Raw genomic sequence first — 17856 nt, forward strand, 5'->3', positions numbered from 1 at the left:
CGAAATAATTCATAATGTTTTTATAGACATCTACAAAGTGTGGTACCATGGACCGAAGACAGTACCTGAGCGGCTTGGTTGCGGCGAGCGGACTAGCAGTTACGGGCGTCTCGACGGTTTCGGCGCAGTCGGACGCGATCGCCTCGTGGGACGACGCCACGGACGACGCGAACGGTCCCGGCAACTACACGCGCCCGACCGGCGACAGTTACTCGGACGCGACGTGGGACATCTCGTCGTTCAGCATCCACTCGGCCGACGGCGAGTACCAGTTCAAGCTGACGGTCGATGGAACGATCTCGAACAGCTTCCCCCTGGAGAACGGCTTTTCCCACCAGCACATTCAGGTGTATCTGCGCGATCCCAGCGCGAGTGGCGGCGCCAGCGCTGCGCGTGAGGGCGTGAACGCGAATCTCGCCGCGAACTACCAGATCCGGATCCTCGTCGACGGCCAGAACGGCGTCCGCGTGCAGGACGCGGAGGGCAGCGAACTCGCCACCGGAACGCCCAGCGTCGAGGGCGATTCGACGATCGTTTTCTCGGTGTCTCAGGACACGATCGGCGACATCGAGGCGATGGAAATCGTCCCGCTGATGCTCGGCTTCGACGGGTTCGGGCCCGGTCAGGTTCGGACGGTCGAATCCGAGGCCAGTCAGCACAAGTTCGGCGGCGCGGAAAACGAGAACGCGCCGAACGTGATCGACCTGATCGCGCCGGGGGGCACGAACCAGAGCGACGCGCTCGCGTACTCCAGCGATTCCAAGGCGTCGATCCCGTTCCTCGCTGTCACCGACGATAGTAGTTCCGGCGACGGTAGCTCGGATGACGGCAGCTCCGATGACGGAAGTTCGGACGACGGAAGTTCGGACGACGGTAGCTCGGACGACGGTAGCTCGGACGACGGTAGCTCGGACGACGGTAGCTCGGACGACGGTAGCTCGGACGACGGTAGCTCCGATGATGGTAGCTCGGACGACGAGAGTTCGGACGACAGCTCCGACGACGGCAGTTCCGACAACGGCGGATCCGGCGAGGACGACAGTTCCGACGAAGAGGACAGCGGTCTCCCCGGATTTGGTCTCGGCGTCGGTCTCGTCGGTGCGGCCGGCGGTGCGCTCGCGGCGCGACATCGCGGGGAGTCGGACAGCGACGAAGCCTGATCCCTGCGGCGTCTTTCTTTAGTGCGGTATCGACTGTTTTTCGTGCACCGTGTGGCGTCGGAGTCTCGTGTCGGCGTATCTGATCGACAGTCGTAGACCGCTCGTGACCGGCGATATCTACCGTTGCGGTTGTTCGGGGTTCCGTCGTCCCGCGAACACGTATTGTGACGCCGGTCGGAGGGCTGTGAACCGGCGCACCACACGGAATATATTCTATAACGCTATACGAAATCGCTCGGCGTCACGATTCCGACAACCGATCGGGCGAGCCTCGATACGGTCCTCGCTTTCCGTTGTCACGCCGGTTAGAGGGTTCGCATGCATTGGTGGACGAGGGGCAACCCCGCGCTGGCGATCCAAGAACGACTCTCCAGTATCCCTACTTCAGGGAAGTTCGCAAGTGTACGATTCCGGGCGCAACGAGTTGAAGATCGTCAGACCGGTGGGATCACTGACGTGATGGTCGGCCAGCTACCGCGGACGACGTGGGTGTCGCTGCGAGCGTCATCACACATCGAACACGCGTACGCCGCGCGGTACAGGATCCGTCGGCTCGTTCGCGTACCCGGGACTTCGATCGTGGGGCCGCGTCGTCGCGACTCGGCTTCGACACTCCGGGTGAGCGACGACGCCTCATCGGGAGCCGGTGATCGCTCTCCCGGCGAATGTTCTTCATCCGCGCGTGGCATCACCCCGTGTCCCGTCAGCATCCGAGCGTTGGCCTGAGGGATACTGCTCGCTGACTGGGATTCGTTCTGGTCAGTCAGGACATCCTCGTTCGGACGGCTCCCCGACTATTCTATATTGCACTATGTGATTTATTGAGCTGTGCGAACAGGACCGCCGGGGGACGAACTCCCGTCGACCCCGGATATCGTGGTCGATTCCGCGACGAAGCCGCCGAGCGACCCGTGCCGACGACCGCCATTCGGCCGACTTTTGTGTACCTCGCTCGTTCGATCCCACATGACCGAGTTCGATCCCGAGCAGTTCGAGGACAAGTACGCGAACTACTTCCCGGAGCTCCAGCGGGCCTACAAGAACGCCTTCGAGACGATGAACGACGCCTACGACTCCCAGCTGATCCACGGGATCGACCAGCAGGTGCTCAACGAGAGCGAGCCGTTCTACGAGGGCGACGGCGAGTTCCGGATCGAGCTCCCCGAGGAGCCCTACGAGCGCCTGACCGCCGTCGTCGTCGATCGCGAGAAGTTCGAGGCGGTGCTGGAGCGGTATCTCGACGAGATCGAGGCCGAACTCCGACGCGTCTTCGAGTTCGAGGACTGACGCCCGCGAGCCCGAACATCGGAGACCAAAGGCCTAAGACCGACCGCCACCTACCTCGTTCCATGAGCACGGACACGTCCAACGACGGCGACGACCTCGAAGATCGCGTCGCGAACTTCCTCCGCCGCAACTTCCCGCAGATCCAGATGCACGGCGGCAACGCGGCGATCCAGGACCTCGACCGGGAGACCGGCGAGGTGTCGATCCAGCTCGGCGGCGCCTGTAGCGGCTGTGGCATCTCTCCGATGACGATCCAGGCGATCAAGAGCCGGATGGTCAAGGAGATCCCCGAAATCGAGACCGTTCACGCGAACACGGGCGAGGCGGCCGGCCACGGCGGTGGCGGCATGAGCCCCTCGTTCCCCGGCGAGTCCAGCGACGACGACGCCGACTCCGACGAAGGCCCGCAGGCGCCGTTCTGAGGTCTCCGTCGGACTGTTCCGACGTTCGGGCTCTTTTTCGTCCCCCGGTCGAATCGGCCGTCGACTGGATCGATTACGGCTCTCGTAGCCCACGCTCTCGTTCCCAGCTCCGTACTACCCCCGCCAACAGCTCGTTCGTCGGCGCGTCGATTCCGTGATCCTCAGCTCGCTCGACGACGGCCTCGCTGACGGCGTCGATCTCGGTTCGGCGTCCCGCCGCGACGTCCTGGAGCATCGAGGACCGGTTCTCGGCGGTCGTCTCGACGACGCGTTCGAGGGCCGCCAGCGCCGCGTCCGTGGACAGATCTACGCCTTCGGCGCGGGCGGTTCGCGCGGTCTCCTTCGCAGCTCGCCTCGCGATATCGCGGGCGGGCGGCGCCGCGAGTGCGCCGTTCGGCACTCGCGCGAGCGCGGTCACGGGGTTGATGCCGGCGTTGACGGCGACTTTCTCCCAGAGCCGGTGGGGCATCGATCCCGACGCGCTCGTCTCGACGTCGGCGTCCCGGAACGCGCCGGCGATCCGTTCGGCCTGCGGCGAAGCGCCGCCCGACGGAGCGCCCAGAACGATCTCGCCGACGCCCGTGCACTCGGCGTGCCCCGGTTCGATCAGGCGGGCGCCGTAGGTCGCCGTACCCGCCAGTACCTCGCAGTCGAGGGCGTTCGCCAGCGTCGCCTCGTTGCCCAGCCCGTTCTGGAGCGACAGCGCGGCGTCGAACGATCCGGCGGCTAGTGCTGTCGCGGCCTGATCGGTGTCGTAGGCTTTTACCGTCACGACGGCCAGCTCGGCGTTCAGATTCGTTCCGTCGGTCGTCGCCGCTGGCTCGACGGCGGCGTCGATCCGATTCGAGATCCGGAGTCCGGACTCCGCGACCGTCGCGACGTGCGGGTCGCGCCCCACCAGCGTCACAGCGTGTTCGCGGGCGAGAAGCCCGCCCAGTAGGCTCCCGAGGCTTCCGGCTCCGAAGACGACGATCTCCATACTCTCCCCGGGGTCGCCGCCGACAAAACTGCTGGGTCAGTCCTCGGTCCAGTAGTAGATCTCTTCTTTGGGGACGCCGCAGTTCGGGCACTCGTCCGGGAACCCGTCGTCGATCGCGCCCATCTCGCCGCAGTTCGTGCAGCGCCACATCAACTCCGCCTCGCCGAAGCTCTGGCCCGACCGGGCGTGCTCGACCGACAGCGCCTCGTACCCCTCGCGCATCGTGACGTAGAACCCGCTCTTGTCGAATCCTCGTATCTCACCGAGGCGGTTGCCTTCCTCGTCGAACACGCCCATGCCCAGGTCCAGTTTCTGGAGCTCTTCCTCGTCGACGTCGTCGGGCTGCTCGCCGGTTTCCACCATACGCGGGCCTACCACGAATAACGGTATAAACGTCGGTTGCGACTCCTTCGATCCGCCGGTCAGTCCTCGGTCCAGTAGTAGATGTCCTCGCGAGGTGCGTCACAGGACGGACAGTTATCGGGAATCTCGCCGATCTTCCCCATCTCGCCGCACTGCCAGCAGCGCCACATCAGATCCATCTCGCCGGTCGGCCCGCCCGAGCGCATCCGTTCGGTCTCCTCGGCGACGGCGTCCTCGGCCAGCGTGACGTAGAACCCCTCGTCGTCGAACCCCCGGACGGTACCGAGCCGCGTTCCGTCCTCGTTGTAGATCGGAACCCCCAGGCTGACGTCCGCTCGCTCTTTCTGCGCCATGTGTTATCGTTTGGCGCGAACGGGCATAAATCCCGTTCGTCGTTTATCTCCGCCTGTACGCCGTCGTTTCGCTGCTTTCGGACGAAACCGGCTCTCTCTGTGGTGTCTGCTGCCGACCCGGACGATCCGGAAGTAAATCAATAAACGCTATACAGAATCTGGGTGTCCGGCTCGATGTCCGGCAGGACCACCTTCAAATCCGACGGCGCCGTACGGCCGGGCGTGACCGACCCCTTCGACGAGGACGAGTTCGACCCGCTCGATCCGGACGGCGAGATCGACGACACGCCGACGATCGCCTGCACGCGCTGCGGGCGCGAGTGGGATCTGGGCTACGAGCTCGACGATCTGGGCATCGGCAACCAGGCGATCGAGCAGTTCGCGCTCGACCACAAGCGCCACACCGGCCACTATCCCGACGGCGTCGCGCCGTGGCTCGCGGACTGTCGCAACTGTCCCGAAGGCGTCGAACGCCTCTCAAACGACGCCGCCCGGCGCTGGGCGAAGACCCACGCCCGACACACGCGCCACGAGGTCGACGTCGGGCGCGCGAACGAGGAGGAATCGACGGTCGTCGGCGCGCCCGAAGAGTAACCGTACGGACCACTCAGACCGGCTGATACTCCGAGACGCGACCGAAAGATTGTCGTTGCGGTTCGTCGCACACCCGGGCATGGTCCGCGACGTGATCGCCATCCCCGAGGAGGCCGCGCGGCAACTCGACCGCGACGTCGAGGGCGGGCTGAGCGACCGGGACGACCTGTTCGCGCACCGCTCGCGCGAGGCGGTCGAGCGCCTGCGCGAGCGCGCGGAGGCGTCGGACGAGCCGGTGCGTTTGGTCGTCGATCTCGATCCCGCCGAGAAGCGGGCGATCCGGAAAGCGCTGGGCTACGACGAGAAGCGCCACGAGTGGCTCCAGCGCGCGGTCTGCAAGACGTTCAGCGGATCGCGCGTCAACCGGCTCCCGCCGATCGACGTGATGATCGAGCGCGCGATCCGGGAGTGCGCGAGCATCTGAGGGCGGTTTTCGGCGTCGCTTCGGTCAAAAACGGGCGGGACGCCGTGGCGTCCCGCCTACTCACATGAAGCCCGCGATGCCGGTCTGCTTGTTCCGCGACGACCTTTTTCCCGTTCGGGTCGCCTTCGGCGACCTCTCACGGCAAAAAGCTCGGCCAAAAAGCCGCTCATCCCGACGGGGTTTGCGGTCCTACATGAAGTCCGCAATACCTGTCTGCTTGTTCTTGTCGTTCTCGAAGATGCTCTCCAGGGACTTTTCGAGCACCTCCAGGCGCTGTTTCGTGTAGTCCCGGGCGCCGAACTCCTCGGCGACCCGGATCGCGGTGTCCATGTACTTGTTGACCGACCCCTGGTGGACGGTGAGGTTCACCCGACCGCCGCACTCCCGGCAGTCGCCGGTCAACGGCATCCGGCGGTACTTCTCGCCGCAGTCGAGACAGCGCGTCTCCTGGCGCGAAAAGGCGCGAAGGTTGCCGATCAGGTCCGGCAGGAAGTGGTACTCGATGACGCGCTCGGCGACGTCGGTCTCGTCGACCGCCCGGAGCTTCCGGGAGATCTCGAGCTGGGCGTCCATCTTGTCCATCATCGACCCGAGCGTCTTGTACGCCGAGAGGTCAGGCCCCAGCGCGATGTCGCTCGTGTCGTGGGTGTGTCGGAAGCCGGTGTACTCCAGGTCGGTCCCGAGGGTGTCCTCGGCGATCTCGACGTCGACCTCGCCCGGATCTGCCAGCTCGCGGGTCGCCTCGTAGAACTCCAGGGGGTACCGGTCGACGACGTCCATGTTGTGGGCCTCGTCGTCGATCTCGGAGGGGTCGATCCGCGAGGACATCACCAGCGGGGCGTCCATCCGGCCGCCGCGCTGGTCCGGCAGGTAGCTCTTGCTGAAGTTCAGCAGGCCGTCGAGCAGGAGCATCACGCAGTCCTCGTCGCCGTCGCACTGCTTTTCTGATAAGTCGTTCGCGATGAGCGAATGCGTATCTTCCACGGTCAGGCAGTATGTCGAGTCGACGTCCGCCTTGACGATGTCGACGGACGTTACTGACTCGACGAGATAATCACCATCGCCGCCATCGAAGACGCGTCTGGCGGAGGTGTTGACGCTGTCAACCTGTGATTTCAACAGCTTGGATTTCCTCGAAAGATGAAAACCGACCTTGTCTGCGTATGCGACCGCGTCGTCAGAGGTGATGTTCACTACGTATCCTGGCGTAGACATCTCCGGATCGTCTATCTCGTAGTGTTCGGGAAACTTCTCGCAGAGAGGTACTGGGTCCGTTTTGTCGACGCGAGCAGTGATTCCGAGTCGACTCAGCAACGCGATGATGCCTTCCTTGAGATTCCTGCTAACCGTTGTCGCGGAGACCACTAAGGCGTTTGAGTCGACCGTCCCGTCGCCGCTGAAGTACCCGCGGAGGTACGCTGCGACGGTCTCGTCAGGAGCATCGAAGATACACTGCGGCACCCGTTTCGTGTCCGCAGACGCACTAGCGTCGAGCACCGTGTCGAAGAACATCCGCAGAAGTCTGCCTGATGCGGTTATCTTCGCATGGTTCTCTTCATATGGTTCGACGCCGAACTCTTTTCTAAGTACGCTCTTGAAAAACTCTCTGGCCTCCGACTCAACGCCGCAGATCGTCGTCTGGTGGATCGTGCCTTTTGGCGTTTTCTGGGTGCGAGCGAATCCCTCGGCAGTGTAGTATCCAATCAGCGTTGCGACTTGATCGTTCAACTCGATCCGCCGATCGATGGTCGTCGAATCGCGTTTCATCCCGAGTTCGACGTCTGCGGGGACCCACGCGAGCAGTTCTGCGGGAGACTCGAAACACTCGGTCAGAATGCTAATAGGAATGCTCTCTCGGTACAGGTAGTTACTGAGCGTCTTTTTGTTGATTCCCAGATGTTCGGCGGTCGAGTAGAGCGGGTAGAACTGCCCGTCCCACTGGTCAGCGAACGCATTCTCGAAGAGGTCGTACACTCGGTCTTTGTCGAGACCGTGGACCATGAGGCGATCCAGTTCGATCTCGTCGATCGCGATGCCTTGCGCGAGGAGGTCGAACACTCGTCCCGTCTCCGACGGATCTATCGAGTCGAGATGCTGCGGTTTGACGACTGAATCGCCCTTTGATAGCTCCGAGGCCCGCTCGGACGCGATCCCGTCTCCGTCGAAGACGTGCACGTCGTGATCGGGCGTTACCGTTATTTCCCGTCCGCTTCGGGTCTCGATCTTTACGAGATGTTCCGGCGCCTCGTGCTTCGATACTGCCTCGACGCGCTTGCGTTTCAACGTCCCGTCTTCGTCAATCGACGGCACGTAGACCTCGCCGTCGAGATTCTGTACGAGCGTGCCGAAGTCATCCTCTTCAGGATCGTTCAGTCGCTCCTCTACGAGCGTTCGGATCTCCTCGTAATGCCACTGTCCGCCTTCGTCCTCGTACCAGACTTTCGTCTCCGGATGGAAGCAGTTTCGACGTTTCGAAGCGTGGAAGAACGGATGAGCGTAGCCGACTGCCGCGCTCGTGAATCCTACGACCCTCCCTACGACAGCCGCGCTCGTGTGCGGCGCCATCCCGAACACCAGCTTCCCCACCAGATCGTCGCGCTCGTCGACCTCGTAGTACCGGTCGAGTCCGTAGTACTGCTCCAGGAGGTCGTCGACGAAGTCGGCGGTCTTGAGCATGTGCTCGGCGGCGCCGTCCGAGAGCACGACGTCCTGGACTTTCAGCTCGACGAGCTGGTCGTCGTGCTGGAGCGGGTCGCCGTGGATGTCCTCGTCGTAGCCCAGCTGGCGGAACTGGTCGGCCGTGACGTCGAGTTCCTCGGGGCGGACCGACGTGACCGGCAGGTCCGTCATGTCGTAGCGGACGGTGCCGTCCTTGAACGACGAGACGTCGTGTTTCGCCCGAAGGATTCCCTTCTCGATCGGCTCGGGCGTCTTGGTCGCCGAGGAGAGCCCCTTGACGCCTTTGAGCATGTCGAAGGCGTTCTCGCGCTCGCCGACAGTCTTCATCGCGTCGCGGAACTCCGCGTTGACGTCGATCACGCGGTCCTCGACGCAGGTGCCCTCGACCTCGCAACGGTCGCAGTGGACGCGACCGGACTCGTCGGGCTCCAGTCTGGTCTCGCAGTCCGGACACCGGTACACCGGCTCGGTCTGCCCGTCGCAGTCGGGACAGGCCGCCTTGAACGTCTCGGCGCCGCAGTCGACGCACTCGCGGTCGGCGACCTCGACCTCGATCATGCCGGGCGTATCCTCCATCGTGTCGGCGTGCTTCCCGGCGGCGGCGACGTCGCGCTGGCTGCCGCCGGCCTCGCCGATCGGGAACAGCGTGTGGACCGCGGGGCTGAGCTCTCGCTCCTCGGATTTTTCGGGCCTACCCATCCGGTTGCCGACGCGGGTCGGCGCCCGCTCCCGGACGTCGAACGGCGCGACCTCGCGGACGGCCTCCATCGCGTTGGGCCACGACCGGGCGTCGGGCGAGAGCTCGTCCCAGGTGCGTTCGAGCGTCGGGGCGTCGGCGGCCACGACGCCGCCGTCCGTTTTCGGCGCCGCCTCGCCGCCCCCCGCTCCGGCATCGACCCCCTCGTCGATCTCGAAGCCGAGCGTCAGCGCGAGCGGCCGCCAGACCGGGATTCGCAGGCGTCCGTCGGTCTGGGTGTGGGGGACGATCAGCGACTCGATCGCGTCCTGAACGTCCTCGTCGCGCTCGAGCGCGAGGTGGTCGCCGGTCCGGCCGCCGGCGGTGGGGTGGTCGATCGGCTCTGGATCGACGGTACCCGCCGCGACGGCGTCGGCCAGCGCCTCGAACTGCTCGGCGTCGACGTCGTGCCAGAGATAGGTGTAGTCGGGGTGCAGCGGCGCGTCGTACTCGCGGGCCCACGCGAGCGCTTCTTCGGGGTCGGGGTCCGAGAGATCGACGCCAACCGAGTCCTGCATCGCCTGCACGTCGGCGCCGGACTCGGCGAACTCCTGGATCCACCATTCGACGGTGTAGGACGCCGGGGCGAGCGGGTGGTTGTTCTCGACGAACTCGCCGTAGTTGACGAGGTACTCGCCCAGGTCGAGGATCTTCTCGACGCCGTTGCGAAGCTCCAGGGCGGTCTCGGGGTCGTCGATCCGCCGGACCTCGCCGTTGGCCAACCGGACGGTCGGCCCCTCGATCGAGTCGACCGGGATGACGCCGGCGGCCTTCCCGGGCAGCTCGGTCTTGATCTGCGTCCCGGTCGCGAGGAAGTCGTCGACCAGGTGCATCGTCGCGGGGTGGACGCCCGCGGTCGCGAACCCGTGGTTGCGTGCGCGGCCGTAGCGCAGGCGGAATCCGCCCTCCTCGCTGGGGTGGGAGAAGACGGGGCGCCCGGCGATCAGGTCCCGCAGGAACTTCTCGCTCGGATCGACGCGGGGCGGACCGTCGGGGTCGGCGTCCTCCGCGTCGCCGTCCGCGCCGTCGGCGTCGTCGCCCTCCGCAGCGGCGTCTTCGGCGTCGTCCGCGTCCGCTTCGTCGTCCTCGGCGTCCTCGCCGTCTTTCCCGATGGTGCCTTCCATCAGGTCGGTGAGCCAGGGCCACTCGACCTCGTCTAACTGTGCCGTGTAGCGCTTGATCTTCGGCGCCTTGAGCGCGATCCCCTCCGCGAGCACGAGACACATCCCGCCGCGGGCGCTGTTGGTGTCGATCCGCTCCAGGTCGCGGAAGCCCGAGACCTCCTCGTCGCCGGTGGCCTCCCCGTCGAGCATGATCGGGCAGTTCTCGGTGATGAACTTCGTCTCCTTGTCCTTCGGCGAGTACTGCAGCCCGGTCTCCTTGTCGTAGAGGCCCACTTCCTCGGCGTAGCGCTCTACCTCGTCGTCGCGGGGCTTGAACCGATCGACGTCCAGCAGCGACCGGGCGTAGTCGGCGACGAGCACGGAGAGCGCCTGCGCCGTCCCGCCCGCCGAGCGGATCGGCCCGGCGTAGTAGACGGCGACGAACTCGGTGCCGTCGTCGTTCTCGTTGATCTCGACGCGGTCGATCCCCTCGATCGGCGCCGCGACGACGCCCTCGGTCAGCAGCGCGACCGCGGTTCGGACCGCGCCCTCGACTTTCCCCGCGCGGCTCTCGTAGTCGCCGACCTCCCCGTCGACGAAGTCGGTCACCAGCTCCAGCGCGGCCTCCTCGCGGCTCATCTCGCCCTCGAGCTCGCGGACGCGCTCGGCGACGCCGTCGATCCCGAGGATGTTCTCGACCCGGTCGGCCATGTCCCGCGCGGTGGGGATTTCGACCTCGGGCTTCGGGTCGCCGCCGCGGCGCTTGGCCTCGCGGGCGACCTCGAAGGCCTCTTCGAGAGGATTTTCGAGTCGTTCGAAGTACCGTTCGTCTTCCTCGCGCATCTACAACCAGAGGTCCAGTTCGGTGGTGTCGTCGTACTCTCGCTCCAGTTCGCCCTCGAACGCGCGCAGGTGGACCTCGCCGGCCCACACCGTCGCCGAATCGAGGTGGCCCGCGAGCGCCTGCCCGCTCGGCCGCGAGAGGACGGCGTGAGTGTGGGCGAACCGGTCGCCATCCAGCAGCGAGACGTTCCCGACGCAGCTCGCGACCTCCAGCGGCTCGTCGAAGGTCATCGACTGGTACTCGCAACTGTCCTGATCGTAGAACCAGAGCTCGGCGTCCTGCACGGCGCCCATCGCGGCGAACCACGCGGCGTCGGCGTCGACGTCGGCGGCGAGCGCCTCGATCTCCGCGCGCCAGTCGGCGCCCGTCTCGAGGCGGGCGAGATACTCGCCCGTGGTCGTGACCTCCCGATAGTTCATACTCTCTCTCGTGGGCGGCACGGGCAAAAAATGTGAGCCTTCCGGCGCGACGCGCGGCCGGGGTCCGCCGGCGCGGCGTCGAGCCGCTACGGGCGCGTTCCGACGCTCCCGTCGGTTACAGCCCGGCGACGTCCTCGATGGCGTCGGTCAGCTCCTTGATGCTCTCGACGTCGTGCTCGCCCATGTGGCCGATGCGGAACGTCTTCTCGCCCAGCGCCGAGCCGTAGCCGTTCGAGAACGCGAAGTCGTACTCCTCGGAGACGGTCTCGATCGTCTCGGCGACGTCGATCCCCTGGGTGTTCTCGATGCAGCTCACAGTTTGAGACTCGTAGCCCTCCTCGGGGAACATCGCGAAGTGCTCGCGGGCCCACTCCCGGGTGTACTCGGCCATCTCGCGGTGGCGCTCGTCGCGACCCCGGTGGCCCTCCTCGAGCATGTGTTTCATCTGCTGGCGGTAGGCTAGCATGATCGGGATCGCGGGCGTCGAGTGGGTCTGGCCCTTCCGATCGTAGTAGTCGATCGTGCGCTGGAAGCCGCCGTACCACGACGCCGAATCCTTCTCCAGTTCGCGCTCGTAGGCCTCGTCGCTGACGGCGCAGACGGCGAGTCCGGGAGGCATCGCGAACGCCTTCTGGCTGGACGCGAAGATCACGTCGATCTCGTGCTCGTCGATGTCGACGTAGTCGCCGCCCAGCGAGGAGACCGCGTCGACGACGAAGTACGTGTCGGGGTACTCGGCGATCACGTCGCCGATCTCCTCGATCGGATTTCTGACGCCCGTCGAGGACTCGTTCATCACGGTCGCGACGACGTCGTACTGTTTGTCGCTGGACTCGAGCTCGGCGCGGATGTCCTCGGGCTTGATCGCCTCGCCCCACTCGTACTCCAGCCGGTCGACGTCCTTGCCGAGGCGCTCGGCGACGTTGGCGTGGCGCTCGCTGAAGCTGCCGCAGGTCGGGACGAGGATGTTCTCGTCGACGAGGTTGAGCGTCGAGGCCTCCCAGAACTCGGTGCCCGACCCCGTCAGGATGACGACCTCGTTGTCGGTGCCGAGGAACTCCTTCGTGTCCTCGACGATGGTCGTGTAGAGGTCGGTCATCCGGTCCATGCGGTGGCCGAACATCGGCTCGCACATCGCCTCGATGACGTCATCGCGCACCTCGGTCGGGCCGGGGATGTACAGCGTCTTGTCGTCGTAGTCGTCGCGGTATTCGCGTTTTTCGGTCACGGAGCTCACCTGATACTGCCCACTGCTCGGCGAGACGGCATGGTACTTTTGATCCGGCGCCGGAAACTCCTCGGAAACCCGGTCGGAGAGGCTACCTGCGAACGTCGACCCGACTGCGAACGTCCCGCGACGACCGCCCGATCTCGATCTCGTAGGTCCCCTCGTCGACCGTCCAGCCCGCATCCTCGTCGTAGCGCGCGAACGCCATCTCAGAGAGCTCGATCTCTACCGTCTTGCTGTCGCCCGCCTCAACCTCGACGGCGGCGAACCCCGCCAGTTCGCGCTCGGGGCGCTCGACGCCCGTCTCGGGCGGTCGGACGTACGCCTGGACTACCTCCCGACCGGCGCGGTCGGCGACGTTCTCGACGTCGACCCGCGCGACGCCGTCCTCGACCGTCGCGTCGCCGTACTCGAACGCGGCGTAGGACTCGCCGTGGCCGAAGGGGTAGGTCGGCGCGGCGTCCGCGGCGTCGAAGTGTCGGTAGCCGACGAACACGCCCTCGTCGTAGTGAGCGCGGTCGTCGACGCCGGGGTACTGGCGGGGTTCGGTCGCGGGATACTCGCCTTCGGGCGCGACCGTGACCGGGAGCCGGCCGCCGGGATCGGCGTCGCCGTACAGCACTCGGGCCAGCGCCTCGCCGTCGACCTGTCCGGGGTACCAGGTTTCGAGGATCGCGTCGACCTCCTCGCGCCAGGGCAGCTCAACCGGCCCGCTCGACCGCACTGCAACGATCGTTTGCTCCGCCGCGGCGGCGACGGCCTCGACCAGCTCGTCCTGCTCGCCGGGCAGTCGCAGGTCCTCGCGGTCGGCGGCCTCGGTCGTGCTGTCGCGGACGACCACGACCGCGACGTCGGCGGCCGCCGCGGCGTCGACGGCGTCGTCGAAATCGACGTCTTCCTCACCTGCTTCCTCGCCGCCCTCCTCGCCGGCGAGTAGCTCGAAGAACGAGGGGCTCTCGATCCTGGGGACGCCCCGCTCGACCGTCACCGATCCCGCGGCGCGGTCGCGGACGCCCGCCGCCGTCGAGGTCGCCTCTCGCGGCGTCGTCTCCGAGGAGCCGCCGCCGCCCAGCGTCGCCTCGTCGACGTTCGGCCCGATCAGCGCCACGTCCGCGTCATCGGACAGCGGGAGCCCCCCGTCGTTTTCGAGCAGTACCGTCCCTCGGGTCGCGATCTCCGTTGCCAGCGAATCGTGGGCTTCGGCGTCGACCGTCGGGGCTTCGCGCTCGCCGTCGAGCACGCCGAACCGCTTCATCTGGCCGAGGATGCGGGCGACCATGTCGTCGAGGCGCTCGGCGGGCACCTCCCCGGCGTCGATCGCGTCGCCCAGCGCCGCGCCGAACCGGTCGTAGTTCTCGGGGTCGGGCAGGCCGTCGGCGATCGGGCCGAGGTCGACGGCGTCGCCGCCGCCAGACTCGCCGTCGCCGCCGCCAGATTCGACATCGTCGCCGCCACCGCCCGGTCCGGCCATCTCCTGCTGGGGGATCCCCGGCATCTCCAGGTCGAGCCCGGCCGTCGCGGCGTCGACGGTGCTCTCGGTGCCGTACCAGTCAGACATCACGACGCCGTCGAACTCCCACTCCTCTTTGAGGACCTCGGTGACGAGCCGGCGGTGCTCGCTCATGTACGTGCCGTTCACTCGGTTGTACGCCGTCATCACGGCGCCCGCGCCGGCCTCGACGGCGGCGCGGAAGCCCGGCAGGTAGAGTTCGCGGAGCGCCCGCTCGCTCACCTCGGCGCTCACTCTCGCTCGGCCGGTCTCCTGACTGTTAGCGACGAAGTGTTTCGGCGTCGCGACGACGCCGTCCGACTGGATTCCGTCGACCGCGGCGGCGGCCATCGCGCCGGTCAGCTCGGGGTCCTCGGCGTAGTACTCGAAGTTCCGCCCGCAGTTGGGCACCCGGATCAGGTTCAGCCCCGGCGCGAGCAGCACGTCCTGGTTCTTCGCTCGGGCCTCCCGCGCCATCGCCGCGCCCTTGCGTCGCGCGAGCTCGGGATCGAACGTCGCCCCCGCCGCGATCGGCGCCGGGAACGCCGTCGCCGACTCGCCGGGGATCCGAACCCCGAGCGGGCCGTCGACGAGCCGTAACTCGGGGATTCCGAGCCGCTCGACGCCCGGCACGTAGCCGGTCGCGGTGCCCTCCGGATCGACCGCGCCGCGGACGAGATCGAGCTTCTCCGCCCTGGTGAGCGATTCGACGAGTCCTGCGACCGCGTCGCCGTCCCGTGTCATTGCCGTATTGCTCGGCGGGACGGTAATGATTGTACGGGTAGCGACACCCGACGTGCGTATTTAGCCCTGAGCCTTCTGCATCACCAGCAAGGAGATCGGAACGCTCGCCGCGACCAGCCCGAAGGCGCCGCCGATCAGCGGCTCGACGCCGAGCGCCGGACCGAGCAGGTAGCCCGCAAGAAATCCGATCGGATCGAGCGCGAGCGCCGAGATCAGGACCTGCTGTTCGAAGGGCTTCGACTCCAGCCAACCGGGGAAGATGCCGAGCATCGTCTACCGCGTTGAATTTTCTTTCTGGGAAATAACCTTTGTGCCGCGTCTCGCTCGCCGTCACGTCACAAGGTATTCACGTTCTCGACGAGAAGCGACGGTATGGCCGCGGTCGTCTCACTGCTGGGGATCGTGCTCGCACCTGTGGCTGCGGGTGTCGTCTACGCCGATGCGAGCCGACGCGAGCTTTCACCGCCGATTCGGCGGTTGTGGGCCGGGAGCGTCGGATTCGCGACCGTCGTCGGATTTTTCCTGCCCGCGTTGTTCGAGGGCGCGCTCCACGAGTTCTACTTCGGGGTGGTCAAGTCCGGTCCCGTCGTCCACACGCCGTACGAACTACTTGTCCTCGACGTGAGCGTCGGTCTCGCCGCCGGTCTGCTGGCGATCGCTCTCTACCTGTTCGGCAGCCGGACCGTAGCGGACGGTCGAGGCGTCGGCGCGTAAGAACGTCCGTACGGTTCGTCGCGCCGGCCGCGACGATCGTCGTCCCGCCGCGATCGTCGTTCCGTCGGCCGGCTCGTCACTCCGGGTCGGTCTCGTCCTGCCGCGGATCGTCGTCGCTGCTTCCCTCGTCCGCGTCGTCGTCCTCCTCGTCCTCCGGTTCGACGTCCGTCTCGTTCTGACGAGTTTCGATCGGTCCGTCGTTCTCGTCGCCGCCGTCGTCGATGTCGACGCCGTCGTCGCCGCCGTCGTCGATGTCGATGTCGACGCCGTCGTCGCCGCCGTCGTCGATGTCGATGTCGACGCCGTCGTCGCCGCCGTCTTCGATGTCGATCCGGATCGGCTCCGTCCCCTCGTCCGGACCGCTCGGCCCGAACGGCAGCAGGCCGCCGCCGTTCCGCTGGTCGGGAATCAGGTCGTCGACGTCCCGTTCGTTCGCATCGCGAGCGACGTCCCGGAGCACGCGCTCGATCTGGCTCCGTTCGAGTTGCTGGCCGACGCGCTTGCCGACGACGCCGCCGACCGCGTAGCCCACGAACTGCTCGACGGTCTGGCCCGGCGTGTACCGGCCCACCGAGTTGCGGACGATCAGCCGCCCGGTCATCTGACCGACGAGTTCGCCCATCTTCTCGTACTCCATCGGCTCTTCGAGTCCCTCGCCCGACAGCAGGGCGTCGACGTCGACGGCGTCGAGCACCTGCGTGATCGTGTCGGTCGCGAAGTACGCTTCGAGCCCTTTCTCGAGGCCGCGCTGTACGTGGTTCGAGACGTCTGCCGGTCCTGGCGTCATAGTTTGGAATCCCCCGGACGTTCGCGTGCGTCGGTACGTTCTGTGGCCTCGAAAAGGTCGGGTTTGCGAGGGCAAGCCCGCCCGGAGAGCTTTCCGGATCCTGCCAGCCGAGTTTATCATGATCGATAGCGTAGTTTCGAACGGTATGGCACAACGAGAGATCCACGACGTACTGGAGGTCGATCGGTACACGCTCGGACTGGTCGGCCCCGATCAGGAGTGGGCCGGCACGGTCGCCGACGGCGGGACGATCAAGACCCACACGCCGCCGGCGTGCTGGGGGCCGATGATCACGCCCGAGTTCCGCGGCGGCCACGAGGTGACCCGTCCGATCCGCGTCGAGAACGCCGAGGTCGGCGACGCGGTCGCGCTGAAGATCAAAGACATCGAGGTGACCAGCGTGGCGACCAGCACCGGCTCGATGCGCGAGCGCGAGGGAGCGTTCGGCAGCGACCCGTTCGTCGACCACCGGTGTCCCGAGTGCGGCACCGAGTGGCCCGAGAGCGTCGTCGAGGGCACCGGCGAGGAGTCGATCAAGTGCAAGGACTGCGGCGCCAACGCCTCGGCGTTCGGCTTCGAGTTCGGCTACACCGTCGCGTTCGACGACGACCGGTCGGTGGGGATCACGGTCGGCGAGGAGGGCGCCCACGATCTGGCCGAGCGCGCCGAGGAGGCGATGGCGATCCCCGAGCACTCCCGCCAGCATCCGATCCTGCTGTACGAGCCCGACGAGATGCCGGGGACGCTCGGGCGCCTGCGGCCGTTCGCCGGCAACATCGGCACGACGCCGCCGGTCGAGCTGCCGGATTCGCACAACGCCGGCGACTTCGGGCAGTTCCTGATCGGCGCCGACCACGAGTGGGGCCTGGAGGACGAGGACGCCCTCGCGGAGCGCACCGACGGCCACATGGACGTTCCGGAGGTGCGGGCCGGCGCGACGCTGCTCTGTCCCGTGAAGGTCGACGGCGCGGGCGTCTACGTCGGCGACCTCCACGCGAACCAGGGCGACGGCGAGCTATCGCTGCACACGACCGACGTGAGCGGGCGCACCGAGGTCGAAGTGAAGGTCATCAAGGACCTCGACATCGACGGCCCCGTTCTGCTGCCCAACGAGGAGGACCTGCCCCACATCAGCAAGCCCTACAGCGACGAGGAGCTCGACGCCGGGCGCGAGCTGGCCGAGCAGTACGACACCGACCTGACCGAGGAGATGGGCCCGATCCAGGTGATCGGCTCGGGCGAGACGATCAACGCCGCCACCGAGAACGCGTTCGACCGCGCCGGCAAGCTGCTGGACATGACCGAGGGCGAGGTCCGCGGCCGGTGCACGTTCACCGGCGGCGTCCAGATCGGCCGGCTCCCCGGCGTCGTCCAGCTGGACATGCTGGCGCCGATGGAGAAGTTGGAGGAGCGCGGGATGGACCACCTCGTGCGCGAACAGTACGGGCTCTGATCCGTCAGGGCTCCGCTGCCGCTTCGATTCACCCGTCGATGCGTCGCGGGTGACCCGTCACGCCCGATCGCCGCTCTA

General features: G+C 66.6%; 16 protein-coding genes. 7 read left to right on the forward strand and 9 right to left on the reverse strand.

Going from position 1 to position 17856, the window contains the following annotated elements; all coding sequences use genetic code 11:
* Positions 1-47: 47 nt before the first annotated feature.
* From ABDZ81_RS06415 to ABDZ81_RS06425, 3 genes are all read left to right on the forward strand, one after another.
* Positions 48-1160 carry a glucodextranase DOMON-like domain-containing protein gene (locus tag ABDZ81_RS06415; RefSeq protein WP_343773075.1) on the forward strand — a complete coding sequence of 371 codons (1113 nt, stop codon included), beginning with the start codon at positions 48-50 and terminating at the stop codon, positions 1158-1160.
* Positions 1161-2126: 966 nt separating this feature from the next.
* A complete protein-coding gene (locus ABDZ81_RS06420) occupies positions 2127-2447 on the forward strand; it encodes a DUF5783 family protein (protein WP_343773076.1) in 321 nt (106 codons plus the stop codon).
* 62 nt (positions 2448-2509) lie between these two features.
* Positions 2510-2869 carry a NifU family protein gene (locus ABDZ81_RS06425; protein ID WP_343773077.1) on the forward strand — a complete coding sequence of 120 codons (360 nt, stop codon included), beginning with the start codon at positions 2510-2512 and terminating at the stop codon, positions 2867-2869.
* A gap of 73 nt (positions 2870-2942) precedes the next feature.
* Here ABDZ81_RS06425 and ABDZ81_RS06430 read toward each other — a convergent pair whose 3' ends face one another.
* From ABDZ81_RS06430 to ABDZ81_RS06440, 3 genes are read right to left on the reverse strand one after another with little or no spacing between them, the layout of a single operon-like run.
* On the reverse strand, positions 2943-3848 hold the full coding sequence (locus tag ABDZ81_RS06430; protein ID WP_343773078.1) for a ketopantoate reductase family protein: 906 nt from the start codon (positions 3846-3848) through the stop codon (positions 2943-2945).
* A gap of 36 nt (positions 3849-3884) precedes the next feature.
* A complete protein-coding gene (locus tag ABDZ81_RS06435) occupies positions 3885-4211 on the reverse strand; it encodes a DUF7130 family rubredoxin-like protein (protein ID WP_343773079.1) in 327 nt (108 codons plus the stop codon).
* A 59-nt stretch (positions 4212-4270) separates the two neighbouring features.
* Complete coding sequence (locus ABDZ81_RS06440) at positions 4271-4564, reverse strand: DUF7130 family rubredoxin-like protein (protein WP_343773081.1); 294 nt, start codon at positions 4562-4564, stop codon at positions 4271-4273.
* A 222-nt stretch (positions 4565-4786) separates the two neighbouring features.
* On the opposite strand from ABDZ81_RS06440, the gene ABDZ81_RS06445 reads away from it, so the two are divergent.
* Together ABDZ81_RS06445 and ABDZ81_RS06450 are read left to right on the forward strand one after the other, a co-directional pair.
* Positions 4787-5158, forward strand: coding sequence for a DUF8062 family protein (locus tag ABDZ81_RS06445; protein ID WP_343773082.1), 372 nt, complete (start codon positions 4787-4789; stop codon positions 5156-5158).
* 79 nt (positions 5159-5237) lie between these two features.
* Positions 5238-5582 (forward strand): hypothetical protein, encoded by a 345-nt coding sequence (locus ABDZ81_RS06450; RefSeq protein ID WP_343773083.1) that lies wholly within the window; start codon positions 5238-5240, stop codon positions 5580-5582.
* 189 nt (positions 5583-5771) lie between these two features.
* Here ABDZ81_RS06450 and ABDZ81_RS06455 read toward each other — a convergent pair whose 3' ends face one another.
* The 5 genes from ABDZ81_RS06455 to ABDZ81_RS06475 all read right to left on the reverse strand — a co-directional run bounded on the left by ABDZ81_RS06455 (position 5772) and on the right by ABDZ81_RS06475 (position 15094).
* Positions 5772-10943: a DNA polymerase II large subunit gene (locus ABDZ81_RS06455; RefSeq protein WP_343773084.1), complete on the reverse strand. Its 5172-nt coding sequence runs from the start codon at positions 10941-10943 to the stop codon at positions 5772-5774.
* Positions 10944-11363: a PPC domain-containing DNA-binding protein gene (locus tag ABDZ81_RS06460; RefSeq protein ID WP_343773085.1), complete on the reverse strand. Its 420-nt coding sequence runs from the start codon at positions 11361-11363 to the stop codon at positions 10944-10946.
* A gap of 115 nt (positions 11364-11478) precedes the next feature.
* Complete coding sequence (locus ABDZ81_RS06465) at positions 11479-12591, reverse strand: pyridoxal-phosphate-dependent aminotransferase family protein (protein WP_343773086.1); 1113 nt, start codon at positions 12589-12591, stop codon at positions 11479-11481.
* Between the two features lie 91 nt (positions 12592-12682).
* Positions 12683-14824, reverse strand: coding sequence for a beta-glucosidase family protein (locus tag ABDZ81_RS06470; RefSeq protein ID WP_343773087.1), 2142 nt, complete (start codon positions 14822-14824; stop codon positions 12683-12685).
* A gap of 60 nt (positions 14825-14884) precedes the next feature.
* Positions 14885-15094 (reverse strand): DUF8141 family membrane protein, encoded by a 210-nt coding sequence (locus tag ABDZ81_RS06475; RefSeq protein ID WP_343773088.1) that lies wholly within the window; start codon positions 15092-15094, stop codon positions 14885-14887.
* 102 nt (positions 15095-15196) lie between these two features.
* Here ABDZ81_RS06475 and ABDZ81_RS06480 point away from each other — a divergent pair, with 102 nt between their 5' ends.
* Positions 15197-15538 (forward strand): hypothetical protein, encoded by a 342-nt coding sequence (locus tag ABDZ81_RS06480; protein WP_343773089.1) that lies wholly within the window; start codon positions 15197-15199, stop codon positions 15536-15538.
* Positions 15539-15614: 76 nt separating this feature from the next.
* On the opposite strand, the gene ABDZ81_RS06485 is transcribed toward ABDZ81_RS06480, so the two are convergent.
* Complete coding sequence (locus ABDZ81_RS06485; RefSeq protein WP_343773090.1) at positions 15615-16325, reverse strand: hypothetical protein; 711 nt, start codon at positions 16323-16325, stop codon at positions 15615-15617.
* Positions 16326-16470: 145 nt separating this feature from the next.
* Between ABDZ81_RS06485 and ABDZ81_RS06490 the strand changes: the two genes are divergently transcribed.
* Positions 16471-17778 carry an acetamidase/formamidase family protein gene (locus ABDZ81_RS06490; protein ID WP_343773091.1) on the forward strand — a complete coding sequence of 436 codons (1308 nt, stop codon included), beginning with the start codon at positions 16471-16473 and terminating at the stop codon, positions 17776-17778.
* Positions 17779-17856: the final 78 nt, after the last annotated feature.

This window comes from Natronoarchaeum mannanilyticum (assembly GCF_039522665.1).
In the GTDB taxonomy this organism is placed as follows: Archaea; Halobacteriota; Halobacteria; order Halobacteriales; family Natronoarchaeaceae; genus Natronoarchaeum; species Natronoarchaeum mannanilyticum.